17 protein-coding genes are annotated in these 22,731 nt (G+C 49.4%); 6 read left to right on the top strand and 11 right to left on the bottom strand.

What is annotated here, in order from left to right:
* Nucleotides 1–393 precede the first annotated feature (393 nt).
* Nucleotides 394–1,479 carry a transposase gene (locus tag I2G42_RS04345; protein ID WP_195530765.1) on the top strand — a complete coding sequence of 362 codons (1,086 nt, stop codon included), beginning with the start codon at nt 394–396 and terminating at the stop codon, nt 1,477–1,479.
* 1,757 nt (nt 1,480–3,236) lie between these two features.
* On the opposite strand, the gene tgt is transcribed toward I2G42_RS04345, so the two are convergent.
* Nucleotides 3,237–4,376, bottom strand: a complete 1,140-nt coding sequence (tgt, locus tag I2G42_RS04340; protein ID WP_055219332.1) for a tRNA guanosine(34) transglycosylase Tgt — start codon at nt 4,374–4,376, stop codon at nt 3,237–3,239.
* A 257-nt stretch (nt 4,377–4,633) separates the two neighbouring features.
* Here tgt and I2G42_RS04335 point away from each other — a divergent pair, with 257 nt between their 5' ends.
* Nucleotides 4,634–8,887 (top strand): 2-hydroxyacyl-CoA dehydratase, encoded by a 4,254-nt coding sequence (locus tag I2G42_RS04335; RefSeq protein ID WP_195530764.1) that lies wholly within the window; start codon nt 4,634–4,636, stop codon nt 8,885–8,887.
* A 103-nt stretch (nt 8,888–8,990) separates the two neighbouring features.
* On the opposite strand, the gene I2G42_RS04330 is transcribed toward I2G42_RS04335, so the two are convergent.
* From I2G42_RS04330 to hisH, 4 genes are read right to left on the bottom strand one after another with little or no spacing between them, the layout of a single operon-like run.
* Nucleotides 8,991–10,616 carry a putative polysaccharide biosynthesis protein gene (locus tag I2G42_RS04330; RefSeq protein ID WP_195530763.1) on the bottom strand — a complete coding sequence of 542 codons (1,626 nt, stop codon included), beginning with the start codon at nt 10,614–10,616 and terminating at the stop codon, nt 8,991–8,993.
* Entirely contained in the window at nt 10,613–11,305 is a 693-nt protein-coding gene (locus tag I2G42_RS04325) for a uracil-DNA glycosylase (RefSeq protein ID WP_022461926.1), read from the bottom strand. Before I2G42_RS04325 ends, I2G42_RS04330 begins: the two co-directional genes overlap by 4 nt.
* An 18-nt stretch (nt 11,306–11,323) precedes the next feature.
* Nucleotides 11,324–12,085 carry an imidazole glycerol phosphate synthase subunit HisF gene (gene hisF / locus I2G42_RS04320; protein WP_055227469.1) on the bottom strand — a complete coding sequence of 254 codons (762 nt, stop codon included), beginning with the start codon at nt 12,083–12,085 and terminating at the stop codon, nt 11,324–11,326.
* Nucleotides 12,086–12,088: 3 nt separating this feature from the next.
* Entirely contained in the window at nt 12,089–12,706 is a 618-nt protein-coding gene (gene hisH / locus I2G42_RS04315) for an imidazole glycerol phosphate synthase subunit HisH (RefSeq protein WP_055219343.1), read from the bottom strand.
* Between the two features lie 278 nt (nt 12,707–12,984).
* Here hisH and I2G42_RS04310 point away from each other — a divergent pair, with 278 nt between their 5' ends.
* The 3 genes from I2G42_RS04310 to I2G42_RS04300 all read left to right on the top strand — a co-directional run bounded on the left by I2G42_RS04310 (nt 12,985) and on the right by I2G42_RS04300 (nt 16,059).
* Nucleotides 12,985–13,464: a COG2426 family protein gene (locus I2G42_RS04310; protein ID WP_022461923.1), complete on the top strand. Its 480-nt coding sequence runs from the start codon at nt 12,985–12,987 to the stop codon at nt 13,462–13,464.
* A gap of 288 nt (nt 13,465–13,752) precedes the next feature.
* On the top strand, nt 13,753–15,192 hold the full coding sequence (locus I2G42_RS04305) for a putative DNA modification/repair radical SAM protein (protein WP_055227499.1): 1,440 nt from the start codon (nt 13,753–13,755) through the stop codon (nt 15,190–15,192).
* A 99-nt stretch (nt 15,193–15,291) separates the two neighbouring features.
* Nucleotides 15,292–16,059 carry a TIGR03915 family putative DNA repair protein gene (locus tag I2G42_RS04300; RefSeq protein ID WP_055227501.1) on the top strand — a complete coding sequence of 256 codons (768 nt, stop codon included), beginning with the start codon at nt 15,292–15,294 and terminating at the stop codon, nt 16,057–16,059.
* 4 nt (nt 16,060–16,063) lie between these two features.
* On the opposite strand, the gene I2G42_RS04295 is transcribed toward I2G42_RS04300, so the two are convergent.
* From I2G42_RS04295 to recQ, 3 genes are all read right to left on the bottom strand, one after another.
* Nucleotides 16,064–16,402, bottom strand: coding sequence for a cyclic-di-AMP receptor (locus I2G42_RS04295; RefSeq protein ID WP_055227503.1), 339 nt, complete (start codon nt 16,400–16,402; stop codon nt 16,064–16,066).
* A gap of 137 nt (nt 16,403–16,539) precedes the next feature.
* On the bottom strand, nt 16,540–17,421 hold the full coding sequence (locus tag I2G42_RS04290) for a hypothetical protein (RefSeq protein ID WP_195530762.1): 882 nt from the start codon (nt 17,419–17,421) through the stop codon (nt 16,540–16,542).
* Between the two features lie 51 nt (nt 17,422–17,472).
* Entirely contained in the window at nt 17,473–19,308 is a 1,836-nt protein-coding gene (recQ, locus tag I2G42_RS04285; RefSeq protein ID WP_055227674.1) for a DNA helicase RecQ, read from the bottom strand.
* Between the two features lie 136 nt (nt 19,309–19,444).
* Between recQ and I2G42_RS04280 the strand changes: the two genes are divergently transcribed.
* Nucleotides 19,445–20,338, top strand: a complete 894-nt coding sequence (locus I2G42_RS04280; protein ID WP_082424907.1) for a polysaccharide deacetylase family protein — start codon at nt 19,445–19,447, stop codon at nt 20,336–20,338.
* Nucleotides 20,339–20,348: 10 nt separating this feature from the next.
* Here the strand turns inward: I2G42_RS04280 and I2G42_RS04275 are convergent, their stop codons facing one another.
* The 3 genes from I2G42_RS04275 to I2G42_RS04265 all read right to left on the bottom strand — a co-directional run bounded on the left by I2G42_RS04275 (nt 20,349) and on the right by I2G42_RS04265 (nt 22,706).
* On the bottom strand, nt 20,349–21,788 hold the full coding sequence (locus tag I2G42_RS04275) for an alanine/glycine:cation symporter family protein (protein ID WP_055227504.1): 1,440 nt from the start codon (nt 21,786–21,788) through the stop codon (nt 20,349–20,351).
* Between the two features lie 139 nt (nt 21,789–21,927).
* Entirely contained in the window at nt 21,928–22,482 is a 555-nt protein-coding gene (locus tag I2G42_RS04270) for a hypothetical protein (RefSeq protein WP_022461914.1), read from the bottom strand.
* Entirely contained in the window at nt 22,479–22,706 is a 228-nt protein-coding gene (locus I2G42_RS04265; protein WP_055227506.1) for a hypothetical protein, read from the bottom strand. The genes I2G42_RS04270 and I2G42_RS04265 overlap by 4 nt, the downstream gene beginning before the upstream one ends.
* Nucleotides 22,707–22,731 lie beyond the last annotated feature (25 nt).

The following is a 22,731-nucleotide window of genomic DNA, read 5'->3' as shown; positions in this document are numbered from 1 at the left end:
GCGGTAGAAATACTACAAACGGATGTAGTAGTGAATTTATCACAATTTAAATGACAACTTGCAAGTCGCACACTATGAGCGTATCGGACTTCCTGTTATCCGTTTGAATTTCTATCGCATTTCTTTGGTTCGATTTTCATACCTCTTTTCGGGGAGATAACAGGACCTCAACTGTTCTGTATTGTATACTATAAATGAGCAAATCCTAAATTTTGCACAAACTAAAGACACCCTCTGCTGAATGATGTATAATTGAAGTGCGACCATCAACCTACTCACGCAAACAAGGGGGTCCCTGTTGCAAACATTATACATCATTCCAATAAAATTTACAATTACCTAAAAGCTTTAAAAATTCATCATTTTTTGTCGGATATTTATCTCCAACATTTAATGACTATTATTGTTTCTGTCTTTCTACGCGGATATCGTGGTAAAACGGTTGATTTTTCTATCACCAGCCAGCATCACAGGACAACCGTTGATTATTTCCTGAATCATGGAAAATGGAACGATTCTGCCTTACAAAAAGCTCTGAAAAGCAGTATTGTTGAACTGATTTATCAGGAGGCCCGTTCTTCCGGTCAGCCAATCTTCTGCATTGTGGACGATACGATTGCTTCCCATATCAAGCCTTCGTCACAGGCTTTGCATCCAATCGAAGCGGCGTATTTTCATCAATCGCACCTCAAAGGACGACAGGATTATGGACACCAGGTTGTTTCTGTTATGCTTTCCTGCAATGGAATCACGCTGAACTATGCGGTCATACTGTATGATAAGACAAAATCAAAAATTAAAATCGTACAGGATATCGCCACGGAACTGCCGGAAGCCCCTGTGATTTCCTACTTTCTCTGTGACAGCTGGTATACGTCAGCCGGTATCATGAAAAGCTTTCTGGAAAAAGGATTTTATACGATTGGTGCATTAAAAACCAACCGAATCCTTTATCCGATGGGCATCCGTCAGAAAGCCAGCGAACTTGCACTTCGTATACGGAAAAGCGATCCAAATGTCAGCCTTGTGACCGTTGATAAAAGGAGATTTTACGTTTACCGTTACGAAGGAAATCTCAATAAGATTTCAAATGCAGTTGTTCTTCTGAGTTATCCAGAGGAATGCTTTGGGAATCCAAAGGCACTGAGGGTATTTATTTCCACTAACGTGTCCCTGTCTACGCAGGAGATTCTTGATTCGTATGCCAAACGCTGGTCTATTGAATTGTTCTTCCGGCAGAGTAAACAGAAACTGGGGCTGGACAAATATCAGATCCGTTCCAGCCAGGGAATCCAAAGGTACTGGTTGATCATGTCATTCACCCATTACCTGTGCTGTATGTGCAAAGGAAACCACTGCACATTTGAAGAAGGTTATTTTTACCTTCAAAAACAGTTAAAGGAAGAACGGATTACAGCTATTTATCGGCTGATCCAGCATGGAGCTTCGCTTGAGGAAGTTTTAACGATTGCAGGGTGATTTTGTGCAATTTTCGTTATTTGCTCATTTATAGTTGTATACTTATCATCAACCTCGCCAAGCTCTCAGACTGGGGGATGTTTCTGTTTCCTTGCCATAGCGGTTACAGAAATGTTGTCTGCTGTAAATATAAGCACATCGACCATTTCCAACCTCATAATAATTTCCCAGCTCAATCATTTCACTTTCGTTTCGGCTCTGTTGCTCCCTGTCCTACGCTTAAATCTGACGTTACCGTTTCGACTCCAAGGACTCGGTACAGGCGGTTGGCTAGACCCTACCCGACAGGATTTTCCTGTTATATACAATCAGCTTACAAAAGCAAGCAGAGTTTCCTCCGCTCGCCAGAGGAAATCAGCTTAGCTGATTTCTCAGCTCGCACTATATTTGAATTATACAAGAAGCTCCCTACTGGCTCATGTCCAGAACTGTCCAGGTCTCCCAGATATGTCGAATATAACTATATCAGGTATGCCGTGCTCTGGGACTCCGGTGTGTTTTCATAATCTCGCTTAGCGATTATTCCTTATTGGTGACCCAGGGCGGTAGCAGACCACCCAACACAATCGATAATTCTAACGAAGCTCAATCACTTCACGCTTTCGCATTACGGCGTTCCTGTTCCCTGTCCTACGCTTAAACATCATTGTTAGCCTTCGATGCTCCAAGGACTCGGTACTGGCGACTTGCTAGGTCTTACCAGACTGGATTCCCACCAGTTATATATTCGGCACCGAACTGGCGCACATCTCCTACACTATATTTTATCACCCCTGTAAAGAGATTGCATTATTTAAGAGGATTGCTATAGGCAAGGACTTCCCTGTTGCCGAAGATCTTAGTAAGACCCCGGCGGATGCCGGTATAATAATCACCGATCTTTTCACCGGAAAACATAAAATCGTTCTCAATAGAAAGATGTTTTCCATGTTTGGCAGGACGTCCCAGCCGACCGGTATGCGTAGGTGCAATGCCAGCTGTCACAAAGGATGATGACATGATCTTTGCTGTGATATTCCGGCATAACGTGCCAGATTATGGATGCTGCCAGTTCCAGTTTGGATTATTTTTCTGCTATATACGATGACTAAGTGAAACGGAAAGGTAAGACACCTTATCATTATTCCAGACAGGTACGCAGAGCATAATGTAATAGAAACTGTGTAAGTTCTTCTAATCTGCTCTCAAGATTTTATCAAATGCCAGAATTGTCAGTCAAGGCTGGAACCCTTACCATGACTGGCATTCCGACATTTAAAGCAAGGTAGTCAAGCAGGCAAAGGGGAAATTGTCAGACAATTTACTTACACGCTTTTTAGACATTCCCTTCGGACCAGAAAAAGTTTCAATATAAATCAAAAATATTGATGAAGTCTACCAATCAGGGGATTCTCGTTGTATAATGTATTTGTTGTGCAGGGTCACTCCTTTGTAATGTTTTTGTCAAACTCATTATCCATCAGAAAGTCTGTACAATATTTTTTTATAAAAAAGTTGTAAATTGGTGCAAAATATGTAAACGAATATATAAATTACTCTTAACAAACAGCGCTATATCATTATCCGTTTAACTTTATGTAAATTTTATTTAACCTGAGCAACCAGCCTTCTTATGATTATACCACTCAACATCTCTATATTTAAGTATCATGCTATTTTTCCACGGATCATACAAATCTCAATCAGCAATTACCAGAGGCTTTATCCACTGATGCCCTAATTTATTGTACTACCTAAATTTTCAGTCTGCTCATTTATTACTCCTTTTTGTCGTATTCCTCAAAGCCTGCGAGTTTTGCCCGTTTGTAGGAAGCAAAATTGCCCTCGTCCAGTGCGGTCCGGATTTCTGTCATCATATTGTTATAGAAATACAGGTTGTGCAGAACACAGAGCCGCATGCCGAGCATCTCTTTTGCTTTCAGCAGATGACGGATATAAGCTCTGCTGTAATGGCGGCATGCCGGACACTGGCAGCCTTCCTCGATCGGGCGCGGATCCAATTCGTATTTCTGGTTGAACAAATTCATTTTTCCATGATTTGTATAAACGTGACCGTGACGTCCGTTCCGGCTCGGATATACACAGTCGAAGAAATCAACGCCGCGCTCTACACCCTCGAGAATATTGGCCGGTGTTCCGACACCCATCAGATATGTCGGTTTTTCTTTTGGCAGATACGGAACCACTTCATCGAGAATATGATACATCTCCTCGTGTGTCTCTCCTACCGCAAGACCGCCGACGGCATATCCGTCAAGATCCATCTCGGAAATCCGTTTTGCATGATCGATACGGATATCTTCATAGATTGCTCCCTGATTGATACCAAACAGCAGCTGGTGCTTGTTGATGGTATCCTCTCTCTGGTTCAGTTCCTGCATTTTATCCTTGCATCGCTGCAGCCATCTTGTCGTACGGTCCACGGAATTCTGCACATAACGGCGGTCTGCCACACTCGATGGGCACTCGTCGAAGGCCATCGCAATCGTGGATGCCAGGTTGGACTGAATCTGCATACTCTCCTCCGGTCCCATAAAGATCTTTCTTCCGTCTACGTGGGAGTGGAAATAAACTCCCTCCTCCTTGATTTTCCGAAGGCCTGCAAGAGAGAATACCTGGAATCCGCCGGAGTCAGTCAGGATCGGTTTATCCCAGACCATAAACTTGTGGAGTCCGCCCATCTTCTTTACAACCTCGTCGCCCGGACGCACGTGGAGGTGGTACGTGTTGGAGAGCTCTACCTGCGTGCCGATCTGCTGGAGATCCTCAGTGGAAACGGCTCCCTTAATCGCTGCCGCGGTTCCGACATTCATGAATACCGGCGTCTCGATATTGCCGTGCACGGTTTCCATGTGGGCGCGCTTCGCTCTTCCTTCCATTTTCAGAATTTTATACATAACGCTTTTCATCCTTTCTCATGATCCCTGCCGCCTGTTTTTCATGCAGGGCATACTATTTTTAGTATACAGGCAAAACCCGTTTTTGACAATGCCTGAATTTTCTTTTTTCTGCCTTTTTCCCTCCTGGTTTCTCCATTTTTCACAAGGACTTTATACTTTTTTCGTAAGACATCGCCCTTTTTCCAATTGTATTTCCTTATTTTTTGTCGTATAATGTGTTGAGATTGTTTCTTATTATAAAAGGAGTTTGATTCATGACTGATAAAAAATATACTCTCGGAATCGACATCGGTTCCACCACTGTTAAAATTGCGATCCTCGACGAAGAGAACCAGCTTCTCTTTGCCGATTACGAGCGCCATTTTGCAAACATTCAGGAAACCCTTGCCCACCTGCTCGGGGAAGCACACGAAAAGCTGGGCGAACTGACCCTGCAGCCGGTCATCACCGGTTCCGGCGGACTTGCGCTTGCCAACCACCTCGGCATCCCGTTCACGCAGGAAGTTATCGCGGTTTCCACTTCGTTAAAAGCACTCGCTCCGCAGACCGACGTTGCCATCGAGCTCGGCGGTGAGGATGCCAAGATCATCTATTTTGAGGGCGGCAATGTGGAGCAGCGTATGAACGGTATCTGCGCCGGCGGCACCGGTTCTTTCATCGACCAGATGGCTTCTCTTCTGCAGACCGATGCAACCGGACTCAACGAATACGCGAAGCATTACCAGGCGATTTATCCGATCGCAGCACGCTGCGGTGTATTCGCAAAAACCGATATCCAGCCGCTCATCAACGACGGTGCAACAAAAGAGGATCTTTCCGCTTCCATTTTCCAGGCAGTTGTCAACCAGACCATTTCTGGTCTTGCCTGCGGTAAACCGATCCGCGGCCACGTTGCCTTTCTCGGCGGCCCGCTGCACTTCCTCTCGGAATTAAAGACAGCATTCGTCCGTACCTTAAAACTGGATGACGAGCATACAATCGTACCGGACAACTCCCACCTGTTTGCAGCCATCGGTTCTGCGATGAATGCAGACGGAAAAACCGAGATTTCCCTTCTCGCACTGAAAAAACGGCTCGAAGAGAAAGTTGCTATCGATTTTGAGGTTGCCCGTCTTGAGCCGCTGTTTAAAGATCAGGCCGAGTATGACGAATTTCTGGCGCGCCAGAGTGTCAACAACGTCGTGACCGCCGATCTTTCCACCTACGAAGGAAACTGCTATCTCGGTATTGATGCCGGTTCCACGACGACCAAAGCTGCACTCGTCGGCGAAGACGGTGCTCTTCTCTATTCCTTCTACAGCAACAACCACGGAAATCCGCTCGGCACATCGATCCGCGCGATCCAGGAGATCTACTCCAAACTGCCGGATTCCGCACAGATCGCCTGGTCCTGTTCGACCGGTTACGGCGAGGCGCTCATCAAAGCTGCACTGATGCTGGACGAGGGTGAGGTAGAGACGATTTCCCATTATTACGCTGCCGCATTCTTCGATCCGGAAGTCGACTGTATTCTCGACATCGGCGGCCAGGATATGAAGTGCATCAAGATCAAAAACGGCACCGTAGACAGCGTACAGCTGAACGAGGCATGTTCCTCCGGCTGCGGTTCCTTCATCGAGACGTTCGCGCAGTCCCTGAACTACAGCGTGCAGGATTTCGCGCATGAGGCGCTGTTTGCAAAACACCCGATCGATCTTGGTACCCGCTGTACCGTATTTATGAATTCCAAGGTAAAACAGGCGCAGAAAGAGGGCGCATCCGTCGCCGATATTTCTGCCGGACTTGCCTGCTCCGTTATTAAAAACGCATTATATAAGGTAATTAAAGTTTCGGATGCCACCGAGCTGGGACGCCACATCGTCGTACAGGGCGGTACGTTCTACAACGACGCTGTTCTCCGAAGCTTTGAGCGGATCGCCAACTGCGAAGCCATCCGCCCGGACATCGCCGGCATCATGGGTGCGTTCGGTGCGGCACTGATCGCAAGAGAGCGCTACTCCGCCGATCAGGAGACCACGATGCTCTCCATTGAAAAGATCAACGAGCTGAAATATTCGACCACGATGGCAAACTGTAAGGGATGTACGAACAGCTGCCGTCTGACCATCAACAAATTCTCCGGCGGCCGTCAGTACATCAGCGGAAACCGCTGCGAGCGCGGTATCGGAAAAGAGAAAAACAAAGATCATATTCCGAACCTGTTCGAATACAAATACAAACGGATCTTCGGCTACCAGCCGCTGCCGCAGGATGAAGCGATCCGCGGAGAGGTCGGCATTCCGAGAGTCCTCAATATGTTTGAGAATTATCCGTTCTGGTACACCTTCTTTACGCAGCTGAAATACCGCGTGGTACTCTCTCCGACCTCGAGCCGCAAGATCTACGAGCTCGGTATTGAGTCGATTCCAAGTGAATCCGAGTGCTATCCGGCCAAACTGGCGCACGGCCATGTGACCTGGCTCTTACGCCACGGTGTGAAGTTCATCTTCTACCCGTGTATCCCGTACGAGCGCACCGAGTTCCCGGAAGCCATCAACCACTACAACTGCCCGATCGTTACCTCGTATGCGGAAAATATCAAAAACAACGTGGACGAGCTGCAGGACGATTCCATTACGTTCCGCAATCCGTTCCTTGCGTTTACGAGTGAAAAGGTGCTTGCCGATGGTCTTGTCAAAGAGTTCTCCGGTCTGCCGGAGGATGAAGTCCGTGCTGCTGTTCATGCCGGATGGGAAGAGCTTGGTGCTGCAAGACGCGATATGCAGAAAAAAGGCGAGGAAACGCTTCAGTATATGAAAGAAACCGGACGCAGAGGCATCGTGCTTGCCGGCCGTCCATACCACATCGATCCGGAAATCCATCACGGTATCCCGGATATGATCAACTCCTACGGACTGTGCGTGCTGACGGAGGACTCTGTTTCCCATCTGGCACCGCTCGAGCGTCCGCTCCGTGTCAATGACCAGTGGATGTACCACACCCGTCTGTATGCAGCTGCAAACTATGTAAAGACACGCGACGATCTTGACCTGATTCAGCTGAACTCGTTCGGCTGCGGTCTGGATGCCGTTACAACCGATCAGGTTTACGAAATTCTGACCAGAAGCGGTAAAATTTATACCTGCCTGAAGATCGATGAGGTCAACAACCTCGGCGCTGCCAGAATCCGTGTCCGTTCTCTGCTCGCCGCTCTGCGTGCACATGACCGCAAACAGGCGGTACGTGAGATTGTTCCATCCTCGATCCAGAAGCCGGTCTTCACAAAAGAGATGCGCAAAGATTACACGATCCTCTGCCCGCAGATGTCACCGATCCACTTCTCGATTCTGCAGCCTGCATTCAATGCTGCCGGATACCATCTGGAAGTGCTTCCAAATGACAACAAAGAGGCGGTTGATGTCGGCCTGAAATACGTAAATAACGATGCCTGCTATCCGTCTCTGATGGTAGTCGGACAGATTATGCAGGCTCTGCTCTCCGGCAAGTATGACCTGAATAAAGTAGCCGTCATCATGAGTCAGACCGGCGGCGGCTGCCGTGCTTCCAACTATATCGGATTTATCCGCCGTGCGCTGGAGAAGGCCGATATGACGCAGATTCCGGTCATCTCGATTAACTTGAGCGGTCTGGAGGAAAATCCGGGCTTCAAGATCACGCCGGATCTTGCGATTCGTCTCTGCTATGCAGCAGAATTCGGCGATATCATGATGAAATGTATTTACCGGATGCGTCCTTATGAGCAGAAAAAGGGAACGACAGACCGGATTCACAAAAAATGGGAGAAAATCTGTATTGATTTCATTTCTTCCAAACACCTGAGCCATACCCGGTTTAAACAGATCTGCCGCACAATGATCCGCGACTTTGACCATATTCCGATTACGGATGAGAAGAAACCTCGCGTTGGTATTGTCGGCGAGATTCTCGTTAAGTTCCTTCCGGCGGCGAATAACCATCTGGCGGAGCTGCTCGAAAGTGAAGGTGCGGAGCCGGTTGTGCCGGATCTGATTGATTTCTTCTGCTACTGCTTCTACAATACGAATTTCAAGGTGGAGCACCTTGGCTTCAAGAAGAGTTCTTCGATGCTCGGAAATACGGGTATCAAGCTGATCAACTGGCTACGGAGTGCGGCTGTTGCAGAGTTCAAGAAGAGTGAGCATTTTGATCCGCCGGCTGACGTACGGGATCTGGCCAAATATGCTTCTCCGATCGTCTCCTGCGGCAACCAGACTGGTGAGGGATGGTTCCTGACCGGCGAGATGATGGAGCTGATCCACAGCGATGTTTACAATATCGTCTGCATCCAGCCGTTCGCGTGCCTGCCGAACCATATTGTCGGCAAGGGTGTTATTAAGGCGATCCGCAAGGAGTATCCGAAGGCGAATATTGTGGCGGTTGACTACGATCCGGGTGCTTCGGAGGTTAACCAGCTCAATCGTATTAAGCTGATGCTTTCTACTGCGAATAAGAACCTGAAGCAGGAGCCAAATGGCGAGAAAGACGCGTAAAATTACATAATATATTTTCTGAACATCAAAATAAATCCCCGGCCGGAAAGCTGTTATCAAGGCTTTCCGGCCGGGGATTCGTTTTGCTTTTGTTTTGTTGTTTTTAACGGTAAATCCGCAGAATACGCAGGACTTTTACCAGTTTGGTTCCCATTGGCATGCGGCGCATTTCGGCTTCGGTTGTGCCGGTTACGACGACGAAGGCGATCAGGTAGACGACAATGGCGATCAGAATCGCGATCAGCATGCTGATGGACGGGCGTTTGGTGATGGCAAAGAGGCCGTAGTAAACAACCCAGGTTACGACTCCCATGATGGCGGCTGCGATCAATGGTTTTACGTAGGTGTTTTTGAACTCGTTGCGGAAGTTCAGGTGTTTGCGGATCGAAAGGTTATTCAATACGCACATGCTCAGCGAGAACAGGATTCCTGCGAAGACAACGGCATAGATATTTGTCTTCGGGAATACTGCGAGAATCAAAGCCAGGATGGCAAGATCCATTCCAAGGGAAATGGCAGCGTTGTGCAGGGCTTTTTTCTGCTGGCCGATGGACTGCAGGACGCTGTTGGTGATGGTGGACAGGGCCGAGAATACGACCGAAACGGCGCCCATCATCAGCAGTTTTCCGGAAAGGCTGGAGCTTGACGGGAACAGGACTCCTGTGATCGGGAATGCGAGTACGCCAAGGCCGACGGCTGCCGGGATGGAGATGAACATCGTCAGGCGGATGGTCTCGAGGATTTTGTCGTTTGCCTCATCAAGGTCACCGGTTGCATAGCAGGAGGACACCTCCGGCATCATGGCGGATGCAGATGCACTTGCCATGGCAAGCGGAACGTTGATCAGGGTGACGTAGTAGTTGGAGAACTCTCCGTATGCAGCGTTCAGTGCTTTCTGGTTTTCACCGTGCCATCCGAGGATGGTGAAGAACAGGTAGTTGTCCAGGTAAGCGTTGCAGTTGTAAATAAAGGTCGTAAAGATGACCGGCGTTACCATCAGGAAAAGGACCTGGAAAATTTCACGGTAGGATTCTTCACGGTGATGTGTGTCTTTGGCAGCTTTCCGCAGAATTGTTTTCCGGTTTACGCCGTAAACGATCAGCATAAAGCAGAGGCCTGCCAGAACACCGGCTCCTGTTCCGAGGGTTCCGCCGGCGGCACCGAATTTGGCATGTTCGGTATCGTTTGTCGCGAACTGCTGGATGAAGAACCAGGCGGCGCCAATACTGAATGCGGCGTTGAATACCTGCTCGATGATCTGTGAGATCGAGGTCGGCATCATCGTGCTGTGGGCCTGGAAGTAACCGCGCAGAACGCCGAGAACAGCCGAGAAAAAGATGGTCGGCGCCAGTACGCGTAAGGCAAGGAGTGCATTCTGCTGGTTATACGGCAGAAGGAATTTTCCGCCGAAAAACGCCACCAGTGCAGCGATTCCTCCCACGATTACGGCATAAAGGAGGGCTCCGCGGAAAACGCGGTGTGCATTCCGGTACTCTTTTAATGCCAGGCGTTCGGATACGATTTTCGATACTGCCATCGGAATACTGTAGGACGAGATCAGCAGCAGGATCGTATACAGATTGCTCGCTGTACTGTAATAGCCAAGTCCCTCATTTCCAATGGTTTCGCCGAGCGGTGACCGGTACAGCAGGCCGATCACACGCGAGATAATCGTTGCGGCCATTAAAATAGAAGTATTTCTCAGTAACGTATTTTTCTTTTTACTCATTCTTTCGCTCCCCGGATTACATTTTCGATCTGCCAGTCAATCGGCGCAAGACCGTTTTCCTCCAGATATTCATTCGTTCTGGAAAACGGGTGGCTGCCGAAAAATCCGCGGTATGCAGAAAGCGGGCTCGGATGAGCGGACATCAGCACCAGATGCTTCGGATTGTGGATCATCTCTTTTTTGCGCTGTGCCGGTCTTCCCCAGAGTATAAATACCATCGGGCGGTCCTGCTCGGCGAGCACTTTGATTGCCGCGTCGGTGAACTGCTCCCAGCCGATTTCCTTGTGGGAATTTGCCTGATGTGCACGTACAGTCAGCACTGTATTCAGCATTAAAACACCCTGCCGTGCCCATTTTTCGAGATATCCGTTGTTCGGGATATAGCATCCCAGATCGTCCTCAAGTTCCTTGTAAATGTTGACCAGGGACGGCGGAATACTTACCTCTGGTTTTACAGAAAAGCAGAGCCCGTGCGCCTGTCCCGGCTCATGGTACGGATCCTGGCCCAGGATGACCACTTTTACCTGCTCAAGCGGGGTAAAGTGGAACGCATTGAAAATATCATCAGCCGGCGGGTAAATCGTGTGGGTTTTGTACTCCGCTCCCACCGTCTGAAACAGTTTTTTATAATAATCTTTGGAGAATTCTCCTTTCAGGGCATTGGCCCAGCTTCCGCTAAGAGGCGGCATATCGTTTTCTACCTCCTTTTACAGGCGGACCGGCACATTACGGCCTGCCAGATATTCTTTGACTTCACGAATTTCCAGTTCTTTGTAGTGGAACAGGGATGCGGCGAGGGCTGCATCGGCTTTTCCTTCGGTTAAGGCATCATAAAAATGCTCCAGCGTTCCTGCGCCGCCGGATGCGATGACCGGGATACCGACGCTCTCTGCGATCGTTCTTGTCAGCTCGATATCGTATCCCGCCTTTGTTCCGTCGCAGTCCATGCTGGTGAGCAGAATTTCTCCGGCTCCGAGGCTCTCGGCTTTTTTCGCCCACTCGACGGCGTCGATGCCGACATCGATCCGGCCGCCGTTTTTGTAGATATTCCAGCCGCTTCCGTCAGCTCTCTTCTTCGCATCGATCGCAACGACCACGCACTGGCTGCCAAATTTCTGCGCCGCATCGCCAATGAGCTGCGGATTGTTGATTGCGGAGGAGTTGATCGAAATTTTGTCGGCTCCCTCGCGGAGCAGCATCTTGAAATCGTCTACGGTACGGATTCCGCCGCCGACGGTGAATGGGATGAAGACGTTTGCTGCTACTTTGCGCACCATATCGATGACCGTTCCTCTCTGATCGGAGGAAGCGGTGATGTCGAGGAACACAACTTCATCGGCTCCTGCCTTGTCATACGCTTTTGCAATCTCCACCGGGTCTCCGGCATCTTTTAAATCGACGAAATTAACGCCTTTTACGACTCTTCCGTTTTTTACATCCAGGCATGGGATAATTCGTTTTGTAAACATCGCTTAGTCCTCCTCTCCAATTTCCGCAAAATTTTTCAGAATGGCAAGTCCAAGATCTGAACTCTTTTCCGGGTGGAACTGGCAGGCGAACAGATTTCCTTTTTCCACGGATGCATGGATGTGTGTACTGTACTCTGTCGTTGCTTTTATAATTTCCTCCTCTTCTGCTTTCAGATAATAGGAGTGGACAAAGTAGACGTAAGACTCCTGCGAGATGCCTTTGAATAAGCGTCCCTCGTTCTGCAGATGGATGGAATTCCAGCCCATGTGTGGAATCTTTAAGCCCTCTTTGTCCGGAATCCGAAGGATTTCTCCTTTTAACAGGCCAAGGCCTTCCACGCCCGGGCTCTCCTCGCTGCGTTCAAACAGGATCTGCAGTCCGAGACAGATTCCAAGAAACGGAGTCCCTTTTTCTACGATTTCATGAATGACCGGTACCAGATGATAGCGGTTCAGATTTTCCATCGCATCTCCAAAACTGCCGACACCCGGCAGAACGACGCGATCTGCGCGCTTTAATACTTCTGGATCCCTGGTCAGTACGACCTCTTTTCCAAGGCTTTGAAAGGCTTTTTCCACGCTTTTTATATTTCCGGCATCATAGTCGATCAGTGCAATCATAGGTGGGTCCTCCTCGTTTGTCATTTCAGTCCACGCCCCCTGTCATTGGGGGCATCTCTGCTGTTCTTTTGCAAACAGTACACTTCATTCTAACATACAGTTTTCTAAAATTCAAATTTTGAAGGTTATAAAATTATACAAAAATACAGAAATTCTTAAGATTTCTTTTACTCCCGCTCTTTTCTTTCTTTTTATACTGGACAAATGGCGGGCATCACGCTACAATAAGAGCGTTGCACTAAGAAACGATAACATTTTGTAAAAAACGAGAGGTGTATATGATTACCAAATATCTGATTGTATTTTTGATTTCCATGGTTCCGCTCATCGAGCTGCGTGGTGCGATTCCGTACGCGGTAGCCTTCCATATTCCGACGCTTCCTGCCTATCTGATCGCCGTCATCGGAAATATGCTTCCGGTTCCGATTATTTTCCTGTTCGCTCGAAAGGTTCTTGTCTGGGGATGTGATAAAAAGTATATCGGAAAGTTCTTCACCTGGTGTCTGGAAAAAGGCGAAAAAGGCGGGGAAAAACTGAAAGCAAAAGCCGGCCGCGGACTTCCGCTTGCCCTGCTGCTCTTCGTCGGCATCCCGCTCCCGGGAACCGGCGCATGGACCGGCACACTGGCCGCAAGTATCCTCGATATGGACTTTAAGACCAGCGTTCTCGCCGTCATGGGCGGTGTTCTCCTCGCAAGCGTCATCATGCTGCTTGCAAGTTCCGGCGTATTCGGGGCAATTGGGGCGCTTCTGGCGTAAACGGCTCTGCTTCCGTTTCAATTCCATAAAATTTGGCTTACAGCCGCACAGATTTGTTTTTCCGATCTGTGCGGCTGTTTTTGTACAACTTTTTTCTAACAGAAATTTTCCCTGCTGTTTCCTGTTCACGTTTTTCCGGATCGAATTCTGTTTCTTTTCTTCCAGTATTTTCTTGTGCTATTTTCATTTTTCCTCTTGAACATTCGTTCGATTTGTGTTACACTTCTTTTATCGAACAGTTGTTCTTTTATTCGTATTCATTTGGACATAGAAAGGAATTTTTCTGCCATGCAGTTATCATCACAAACACTTTCTCTCTCCGAGAAGCTGAATCTTCTCGCTGACGCGGCCAAATACGACGTTGCGTGCACTTCCAGCGGTGTGAACCGTGCCGGAAAACAGGGACATCTCGGCAATTCGGTCTCCTGCGGTATCTGCCACAGCTTTTCTTCCGACGGACGCTGTATCTCTCTGTTGAAAATTCTGCAGAGCAACGACTGTATCTACGACTGTAAATACTGCGTCAACCGCGCCGGGAATGACCGGCAGCGCGCCACGTTTACACCGGAGGAGGTCTGTACACTCGTCACGGAATTTTATCGCCGAAACTATATTGAGGGACTCTTTTTAAGTTCCGCCGTCTGCAAAAATCCTGCCCATACGATGGAGCTCATGTACCGCACTCTGCATCTTTTACGTAATCGTTACCGCTTTAACGGCTACATCCACGTCAAAGCTATCCCGGGCGCACCCGCCGAGCTGATCGAAAAGACCGGCTATCTCGCCGACCGCATGAGCGTCAATCTGGAACTCCCGACCGGAGAAGGGCTGCAGAAACTGGCCCCGCAGAAGACACAGAAAGCGATTTTAAAACCCATGCGCCAGATCCAGTCCGGTATTGTAGATTACCGGCTGACCGCAGGGAAAAGCGCTTTTTTAGAGCGTTCCTCGGGAAACCGCTATCTCTCCCACTCCATTTTCGATACACGAAAGCAGATTTCCGCCTCCGCTGCCGATCTGGGCTGGATCTCTTCCTCCTCCGCGCGGTCACTGCCGGAAAAGGAACGCTCTGCTCCCTTCGTTCCTGCCGGTCAGAGCACGCAGATGATCATCGGTGCGACAAAGGAAAACGATTACCAGCTTCTCTCCACCTCACAGCTTCTCTACCAGCAGTATGACCTGAAGCGCGTCTTTTACTCCGCCTACATTCCGGTCAACGAGGATTCCGCCCTGCCCTCACGTGAAACCAAGCCGCCGCTTCTTCGGGAACACCGCCTTTATCAGGCAGACTGGCTGCTCCGCTTCTACGGTTTTCAGGCGGATGAACTGCTCGATGAAGCCCACCCGAACTTTCATGCACAGCTCGACCCGAAATGCGACTGGGCGCTGCGCCATATGGAGCTGTTTCCGGTGGAGATCAACACGGCTGAGTATGCCGACCTTCTGCGCGTTCCCGGCATCGGGCCGAAATCGGCCATGCGGATTTTAAAGAGCCGCAGAAGCTCCCATCTTTCATTTGAGCACCTGAAAAAGATCGGTGTGGTACTGAAACGCGCCAAATATTTTATCACCTGCGAGGGAAAAATGATGTATCACATGCGGCTGGAACAGCAGTTTCTGACCCGGCAGCTCACGGGAGAGGAAGCCGCCTCCAACTGGGAGGTTTCCCATCCGGAACAGTATCAGCAGCTTTCTCTGTTTGATGCTGCCGTACCTGGGCATATATAATCCCGGGCGTTCTTCTCACGGAAAAGCCTTTTTGCTGTATCTGCGCTTTTTTGCAGAAGGCTGTTGTCTGTATCAATTGATTTCAGAAAGGATTTTATTATGACTGTTTACACCTGCAGCCCGGATCTTGCGTCGATCCTGACCTGCATCTATGAAGCCTGGAATTCCCGTCTCGGCTACCGCAATGTACGGCTGATGACGGAACCAGTCGGCAATCTGGAGCTGTTCTGCGATTACTGCCATGTTGAGCCGGACACAGAAAAAGCCGCCAGCGTCACGCGATCCATTCAAAAGAAGATCGGCGCAACAGCCTGGCGGCTCGTCTATCTCTGTGCAATGTCCGAGAGAAGCGACGCTCCCGACATCATTTATCGTTTTCTGCTCTACGGCTTTTCCTATGGAAAGGATACCCTGCATATGCTGCAGGAACCGGCGGTATTCCACGCTTTTGAAGTTTCCCGTCAGGTCACAAATGAAGCGCATTCGTTCCGGGAATTTATCCGTTTTGCAAATATTTCCTCCGGTTTTCCGATCCTGGTCTCGCATATTTCCCCGAAAGCCAATGTGCTGACCCTGGTCGCTCCCCATTTTTCTGACCGGCTCCCCTCAGAAAACTGGATGATTCTCGATGATAACCGGCAGCTTGCCGTCGTGCATCCCGCTGACCGGCCCTTTTATCTGACCCGTCTTTCTCCGGGTGAAATAGAACGCCTTTCCCTCACGGAATCCACTTCAGATCCTTACGAAGAACTCTGGAAAGGATTTTTCACCGCAATTGCCATCAAAGAGCGTTCCAATCCCGACTGTCAGCGTACGCATCTGCCGCTCCATTGCCGGGATCATATGCCGGAATTTAAAAATCTTTAGAGTCTTAGAATTTTTCCAGCTGTTCCATGTTCAGCACAAACACAGTACAGCCTCCTGTCTGGGTATCAATCGGAACAGAGTAATTTCCGCCCGGGCAGAAGTTTCCGCTTTCCATCGGGGTGGCCGCATAGGTAACTGTTTTCCGAAGCCCTGCTTCCTGTTTTAAGATCGCAAGCACAGCGTCGAGCTTATGATCATCGGTTCCGATCAGCAGTGTTGTGTTCTTCTCCTTCAGGAAACCGCCGGTCGTGGCAAGCTCCGTCACAAAAAAGCCTTTTTTGTTCAACTCGGCAATGGTGTCTGCCTCGTCCTCTTTCCGTAATACAGCAACAATTAACTTCATACAAATTCCTCCTCGCATCCTCCGGTCAAACGGATTCTGATTTTTGAAAAGTCAGCTGCTTATGCCGTATGGCACATTGCATTTTTCTGTTTTCACAGTAAAAATAGCATAATGTCACGGAAAAAGAAAGTCTTTTTTTACTTTTTCACTTCAAATCCGTATGACACGGTTCCATTTTCGAATACCGCGTCCACTTCGTAGATGTAGCCGGCCTCTGCTCCCGGAATGCTCCAGCTCTCCGCATGCTCCACAGAAACACTTTCTCCCTCCGGGTAACCATTACCAAAGTTCTGCCCCCGGTCTTCGGCCGGCCATCTTTCTGCTGTGACAGAATCCGGCTCATCCGAGAAGACAAGCTCCAGATCGGTTTTTCCTTTGTCATTTGCTGTATTCAGATCATTCAGTTCCGTCCATTCCAGAATGAACGCACTGTCCGCAACGACGTTCTGACCATTACCGTCCTCATCAACATAAGACCAGGTATAACCTCCCTGTGTTGCCATAGCTGTCACCTGGGCATTTGGCTGTGTGTAGCACAGACTCAGAAACGGAATTTCCGATGGATCCTTTTCCGGCAGAATCTGGGAAAGTTCCTCATCGAATTTTTCTGCATCCGCCTCCGTGCCGCCGCTGATTCTCATAATACGACTGATGCCCGGATATTGTCCCGGATAGGAGTTCAGCATAATACCGTCGCCCTCCACTTGAAGAAAATCTCCTTTTTTGATCTCGGACGGATCAATGGCATTTCCATTTTCATCGTAAAGTGTGTCGGACGGTGTATGTGTCACATAGATGTTTCCGTGTTCCAGATCTCCCAGGTACCATAACCCGGAATCTTCTGCAAGAAATACGGCTTTCTGTACTTCTTCTGCCCTATTGCTGTCCGCTGCGGTACTTGCTGTATCTGCATTCAGATTTCGGTCCCGTTCCGTTTTCATATAGATTCCGCCTCCAATCAGAGCGGCGGCAAATACAACACCGGTCACTCCAAAAATAACTGCGTTTTCTTTTTTCATAAGCGTATTCTTCCTTTCCTGTTGTTTTCCCGTTTTTTTACACGACTTGTTTTATCTTTCTGCAAGACATGCAAGAAACGGTTCCCCGTATTTTTCAAATTTGCTCTCGCCGACACCAGAGACCGCCAGCATTTCCTCTTTGTTGGACGGTTTCTCCATCGCCATCTGGATCAGTGTTTTATCCGAGAAGATAATATACGGCGGCACTTTATGCTCCTTTGCAAGCTCCATCCGGAGTGCCCGCAGTTTTTCGAATACCGCGGCCTCCTCGTTGGAAAGATCCTTTGCCGCTGCCGAGGTTTTTGTCTTTGTCTTCTCTTTTGCGGCTTTCAGAATCCGTTTTTCTTCTTTCGCCATCTTCATCAGCATCGTGCCGTCCTCATCCAGCAGCTCCGATGCTTTGGGCAGAAGACGCACAATACTGTAGGTGTCGGCTGTTACATAGAGATATTCCCGTACCTGCAGCTCGTTTAAGATCTGGCGCAGACGGTAAACCGGCTCTTTTGACAGCTCCCCGTAATGGGTGTTTTCATCCATGCGGTACTGGCGGATTTTCGCGGTATTCGCACCGTGCAGCGTATCGAGAATCACCGTTGTGCCGTACCGCTGACGGCATTCCCGCACACAGCCAAGGATTGCCTTTGCCGCCGCTGTCACATCCACCGTTTCAAATTCCGAGAGGCAATTGGAACAGTTTCCACAGTAATTGCAACCGTATTCCCCGAAATACCGCAGGATATAATCTCTGAGGCACTCATGGGTGAAACAGTAAAACGTCATTTTCTTCAGCCGTTCCTCCTCCCGCTGACGGATCAGCGCTGTCGTCTCGGGATCCTCACTCTCCTGCGCCATGTTTTCGATAAAAAACTGGTTTGTGATGACGTCCTGTCCCGCGTACAGCAGAATGCATTCCGCCGGAAGGCCATCCCGTCCCGCACGGCCGGCCTCCTGGTAATAGCTTTCCATATTTTTCGGCATATTATAATGGATGACGTACCGCACATTAGATTTATCGATTCCCATACCAAAAGCGTTTGTCGCTACCATGATCTGCTTCCGGTCATAAATAAAACCTTCCTGGTTTTCCTTCCGTTCCAGGTCAGAGAGACCCGCATGGTATCTTGTGACAGAATATCCTTTCTGCTCGAGTTTCTCACAGACCTCCTCCACATTTTTTCTGGTCAGACAGTAAATAATTCCGCAGTCCGCCTCGTGCTCTGCAAGGAATGATTCCACGGCTGCGAATTTATCTTTCGGCTGCTGTACCGTAAATTTCAGATTTTTCCGGTCAAAGCCTGTGACCAGACGTACCGGATCACGCAAAGACAGCAGTGCTTCGATATCATCCCGTACCTCTTTTGTTGCCGTTGCCGTAAAGGCACCGATCACCGGCCGTGCGGGAAGCTGCTCGACAAACTCTGTGATTTTCAGGTAGCTTGGGCGGAAATCCTGACCCCACTGGGAAATACAGTGTGCCTCATCAACACTAATCATCGAAATTTCCATCGACTGCACCGCGTACAAAAATTCCGGTGTCAGAAGGCGTTCCGGAGCAACATAAATTATCTTGTACCGGCCCTCCATGGCAAAGCCGAGTGCCTTCCGGTACTGCGCTGCACTCAACGAGCTGTTCAGAAATGCAGCGTGAACTCCCGCCTGGTTCAGGGTGGATACCTGATCCTTCATCAGGGAAATCAAAGGAGATACTACCAGCGTAATCCCCGGCAGCAGAAGCGCCGGAATCTGATAGCACAGCGATTTTCCCGCGCCGGTCGGCATGATGCCGAGCACATCCTGCCCGGAAAGAAGTGCATCCACCAGCATTTCCTGTCCCTCCCGGAAGGAGTCGTAACCGAAGTACTTTTTTAAAACCTCATATTTTGTCATCTTGTTTTTCTCTGCCCTTTCCATCCACTCTACCTCCATTGTGACATAGATTGCAGGTAAAGTCAAACCGATGTGTGCCGCATGTTTTCTTTCATCCATACATATATTGTCTCAAAAAGTCCTGGAGGGGGATTTTATGCGTTCTCTTTCACCCCTTTCCCGCCGGATTCTGAAAAAAGCCGGTATCGCCGCCGCTTTTTTCTGCTCCGCTTTCCTTTTTGGCTCTGTTCTGTCCCACTTTACCTGCCGTGCGCTCCGAAAGGCAGCCCCAGTTTTTCTCTCTGCTGCGCCGGAGACACCTGTTTCTTCCGTTTCGATGCCCGTCCTCTCCTCTGCTGCCGAAAACTGGGGGCTCTCCTTCCCGGAAAAACGGAAGACTCCCGTCGGCAATGCCACATCCGAAGAGCTTGCCGCCTACAACGCCTGGTTTGCCGCTTCACCGGAAGAAAACATCATCTATCTGACGTTTGACTGCGGCTATGAAAACGGCAACACCCCGGCGATCCTTGACGCACTCCAGAAGCATCAGGCACCCGCGGCTTTCTTTGTCGTCGGCAATTTTCTCTCCGACCAGCCGGATCTTGTCAAACGCATGGCGGCAGAAGGCCATATCGTCGGAAACCACACCTGGTCACACCCGGATATGTCCAAAATTTCCACGCAGGAAGCCTTCTCCGAAGAACTGAACCGAGTCTCCACACTTTATCAGGAAACCACCGGCCAGGAAATGGTGAAATTTTACCGGCCGCCGCAGGGAAAATACAGCACACAGAATCTGCAGATGGCAAAGGACCTCGGATACCAGACGTTTTTCTGGAGTCTTGCCTATGTAGACTGGTACCAGGATCAGCAGCCAACCCACGATGAGGCTTTCGAAAAGTTGACCGGACGCATTCATCCCGGCGCCATCGTTCTGCTTCATAACACCTCCTCAACCAACGCGGAGATTCTCGATGAGCTGCTGACAAAGTGGGAAGAAATGGGCTATTCTTTTGGCTCTCTTAACCAGCTCACCGTGAAATCTGCCTGAATACGTTTTCTCATGTTCCTCCCCTGCCTCCGTTTTTCCTCTGTTCCGACTTTTTTATGCTGCTCTCAAACCTGACTGCCCCTTCTTTTACTGTTTTCCAGAGCCGCAGCACACAAATCAGATTCGGCACCGCCATGCAGGCATTGGCAAGCTCTGCAAAGTTCCAGACGATTTCTGCCATACAGACACATCCTGCTGATGCTGCAAAGCAGAAGAAAACACGGTAAACCATTCCGAAACTCTCCTTTTTCACCAGCCAGACAAACGCCTGCTCCCCCTGGTAGGCCCAGCCCGCCATCGTTGCAAACGCGAACAGCAGAATCCCGATCGTAACAAGATAACCTCCCGCCGGTCCGAACACACTTTCAAATGCCCGGATTACCATCGCCGCGCCATCCGCTTTTTCCGCTTCCGCTGCCCGCTCTGCCGCACCGGTCACTCCGACGGCAAGACCGGTCACAAGGCAGATTACCATGGTATCAACAAACACACCGGTCATACTGATATATCCCTGCCGCACCGGATCGTCCGTCTGCGCCGCAGCGGCACTGATTCCGCCTGCTCCCAGCCCCGCTTCATTAGAAAACACACCGCGGGAAATCCCATACCGCAGAGCCGGCGGCAGCAGGGCAATTCCGGCTCCCACTGCGCCTCCCGATGCCGCCCGGAAAGAAAACGCATTCTGCACCATCTCAGACAGCGTTCGAGGTAGCTCTCCACCATGCAGACAGATCACAATTCCTGCCCCGCCCAGATAAAAAAGTGCCATACCCGGTACCAATACCTCCGCCGCTTTTGCAATGGAACGCAGTCCGCCTGTCACAACGAGCAGCAGAAGAATCGTCAGTACCAGTGCGCTTTTTTCTCTTTCCACGCCAAAGGTATCCTGCATCGCCAGCGCAATCGAGTTCGCCTGCGTCATATTTCCCATTCCGAGCGATACCAGAACGGCACTCCCGGAAAAAAATACAGCCAGCACCTTTGCCAGTTTTTCCTCTGGAAAGGCTCTCGTCAGCGTTACCATCGGACCACCGCAGTAGGTCCCGTCTTTCTTTTGCATCCGGTACTTCACAGAAAGAAAGCTCTCCGAAAATTTCAGTGCAAGCCCGATCACCGCTGCCAGCATCATCCACACCAGTGCTCCCGGACCGCCAAGTGCCATCGCCGAGGCAACGCCCACGATATTGCCTGTCCCGATCTCTGCTGCCAGTTCCGTCATCAACGATGCGAACGGCGAAACACCTGCTTCTGTTGGTTCCCCGGTGCGCCTCGCTCTGCGGCCAAACGCTGTCCGAAGTGCAAAAACCAGACGGCGAACCGGCAGCGCACGAAGCTGGATCATCAGAAAAATGCCTGTCCCAAGCAGCAGAAAAAGAAGCGGCGGCCCCCAGGCGATTTCATTCGCCTTTTTTAGAAATGCATGGATTTTTTCCAGATTGTCTGCACTCATTTTCCTTCCCCGTACATCACAACGTTTTCTTTGCACTTTATGCAGAGCTGTGCAAAAAAAGAACCCGACAGCGGCCTGCAGCCCCGTCCGGTTCTTTCTGTGTTCATCCTATTTTACTGTATTCTGCTTTCGCCCGTTCTCAGGATTCCTGCTCTTTTAAATCGTCCGCCACCAGAACGCCCGCTTTGAAGCCCATCAGCATCATCTCGAGCATTTCCGCATCGTAATTGCGGTATTTCAAGTAATAAAACAGGGAATCCAGATAGTTCAAGAAGCCCTTTTTCGTTTCCGGGCTTAAAATCACTCGTTTTCCGTCACCCATCAGATACTTTGCAATGCGGGAAAAGACAAATTTTTCATTCAGAAATGCCATCGCATCCGATGTCTCATCCTCCACCAGAATCTGGATCGGTTTTCTCCGCAGCAGCCAGTATGTCTCATAGGAGATTACTTTCAGCGAATTGATATGTTTCGCCTGGTGAAAATGTTTCAGGCGGGAAATATCCGTGAAATAGTCCAGCACCGCATGGCTTAACAGCGATTCACTGATCTGGATTTTCTCGCGAATGCCGAGACTTTTGGCAAATTCCTCGATCTCTTCATAAAAAACGGCATAACGGCTCTGAATCACTTCCTCAGAAAATTCTTCCAGGAGTCCGTCGTAGTTTGTATATATTTTTTCTATTGTATTCATTTTTCCTCCCCGGGCAGATTCAGAATTTCATAACAGAGTTTCGTCCGGACAAAGTCGGTATATTCGGTCATCTCGCGCTTTTCCATCGTTCCATAGCGGATCGGCGAAGTATTTCCCATCAGATGTTTTCGGATTTTTCCGGCTTTGACTGCCGCCATCATATTCTCCGCAGAGTCCTCTGCTGCATGAGAGAAGCCCATGCGGCCCGTGTTTCTTCCATCCATTTTTTATCCTTTCCCATGTCTAAAA

The sequence above is a fragment of the Fusicatenibacter saccharivorans genome, from assembly GCF_015557635.1.
Lineage (GTDB): Bacteria > Bacillota > Clostridia > Lachnospirales > Lachnospiraceae > Fusicatenibacter > Fusicatenibacter saccharivorans.
Note: the sequence above shows the minus strand (reverse complement) of the source record. Positions and strands in the feature narration are given on the sequence as shown.

What these genes read in the sequence shown, in the direction of transcription:
- I2G42_RS04345 (WP_195530765.1), top strand. Translation starts at nt 394, where the DNA reads ATGACTATTATTGTTTCTGTCTTTCTACGCGGATATCGTGGTAAAACG.
- tgt (WP_055219332.1), bottom strand. Translation starts at nt 4,376, where the DNA reads ATGTATAAAATTCTGAAAATGGAAGGAAGAGCGAAGCGCGCCCACATG.
- I2G42_RS04335 (WP_195530764.1), top strand. Translation starts at nt 4,634, where the DNA reads ATGACTGATAAAAAATATACTCTCGGAATCGACATCGGTTCCACCACT.
- I2G42_RS04330 (WP_195530763.1), bottom strand. Translation starts at nt 10,616, where the DNA reads ATGAGTAAAAAGAAAAATACGTTACTGAGAAATACTTCTATTTTAATG.
- I2G42_RS04325 (WP_022461926.1), bottom strand. Translation starts at nt 11,305, where the DNA reads ATGCCGCCTCTTAGCGGAAGCTGGGCCAATGCCCTGAAAGGAGAATTC.
- hisF (WP_055227469.1), bottom strand. Translation starts at nt 12,085, where the DNA reads ATGTTTACAAAACGAATTATCCCATGCCTGGATGTAAAAAACGGAAGA.
- hisH (WP_055219343.1), bottom strand. Translation starts at nt 12,706, where the DNA reads ATGATTGCACTGATCGACTATGATGCCGGAAATATAAAAAGCGTGGAA.
- I2G42_RS04310 (WP_022461923.1), top strand. Translation starts at nt 12,985, where the DNA reads ATGATTACCAAATATCTGATTGTATTTTTGATTTCCATGGTTCCGCTC.
- I2G42_RS04305 (WP_055227499.1), top strand. Translation starts at nt 13,753, where the DNA reads ATGCAGTTATCATCACAAACACTTTCTCTCTCCGAGAAGCTGAATCTT.
- I2G42_RS04300 (WP_055227501.1), top strand. Translation starts at nt 15,292, where the DNA reads ATGACTGTTTACACCTGCAGCCCGGATCTTGCGTCGATCCTGACCTGC.
- I2G42_RS04295 (WP_055227503.1), bottom strand. Translation starts at nt 16,402, where the DNA reads ATGAAGTTAATTGTTGCTGTATTACGGAAAGAGGACGAGGCAGACACC.
- I2G42_RS04290 (WP_195530762.1), bottom strand. Translation starts at nt 17,421, where the DNA reads ATGAAAAAAGAAAACGCAGTTATTTTTGGAGTGACCGGTGTTGTATTT.
- recQ (WP_055227674.1), bottom strand. Translation starts at nt 19,308, where the DNA reads ATGACAAAATATGAGGTTTTAAAAAAGTACTTCGGTTACGACTCCTTC.
- I2G42_RS04280 (WP_082424907.1), top strand. Translation starts at nt 19,445, where the DNA reads ATGCGTTCTCTTTCACCCCTTTCCCGCCGGATTCTGAAAAAAGCCGGT.
- I2G42_RS04275 (WP_055227504.1), bottom strand. Translation starts at nt 21,788, where the DNA reads ATGAGTGCAGACAATCTGGAAAAAATCCATGCATTTCTAAAAAAGGCG.
- I2G42_RS04270 (WP_022461914.1), bottom strand. Translation starts at nt 22,482, where the DNA reads ATGAATACAATAGAAAAAATATATACAAACTACGACGGACTCCTGGAA.
- I2G42_RS04265 (WP_055227506.1), bottom strand. Translation starts at nt 22,706, where the DNA reads ATGGATGGAAGAAACACGGGCCGCATGGGCTTCTCTCATGCAGCAGAG.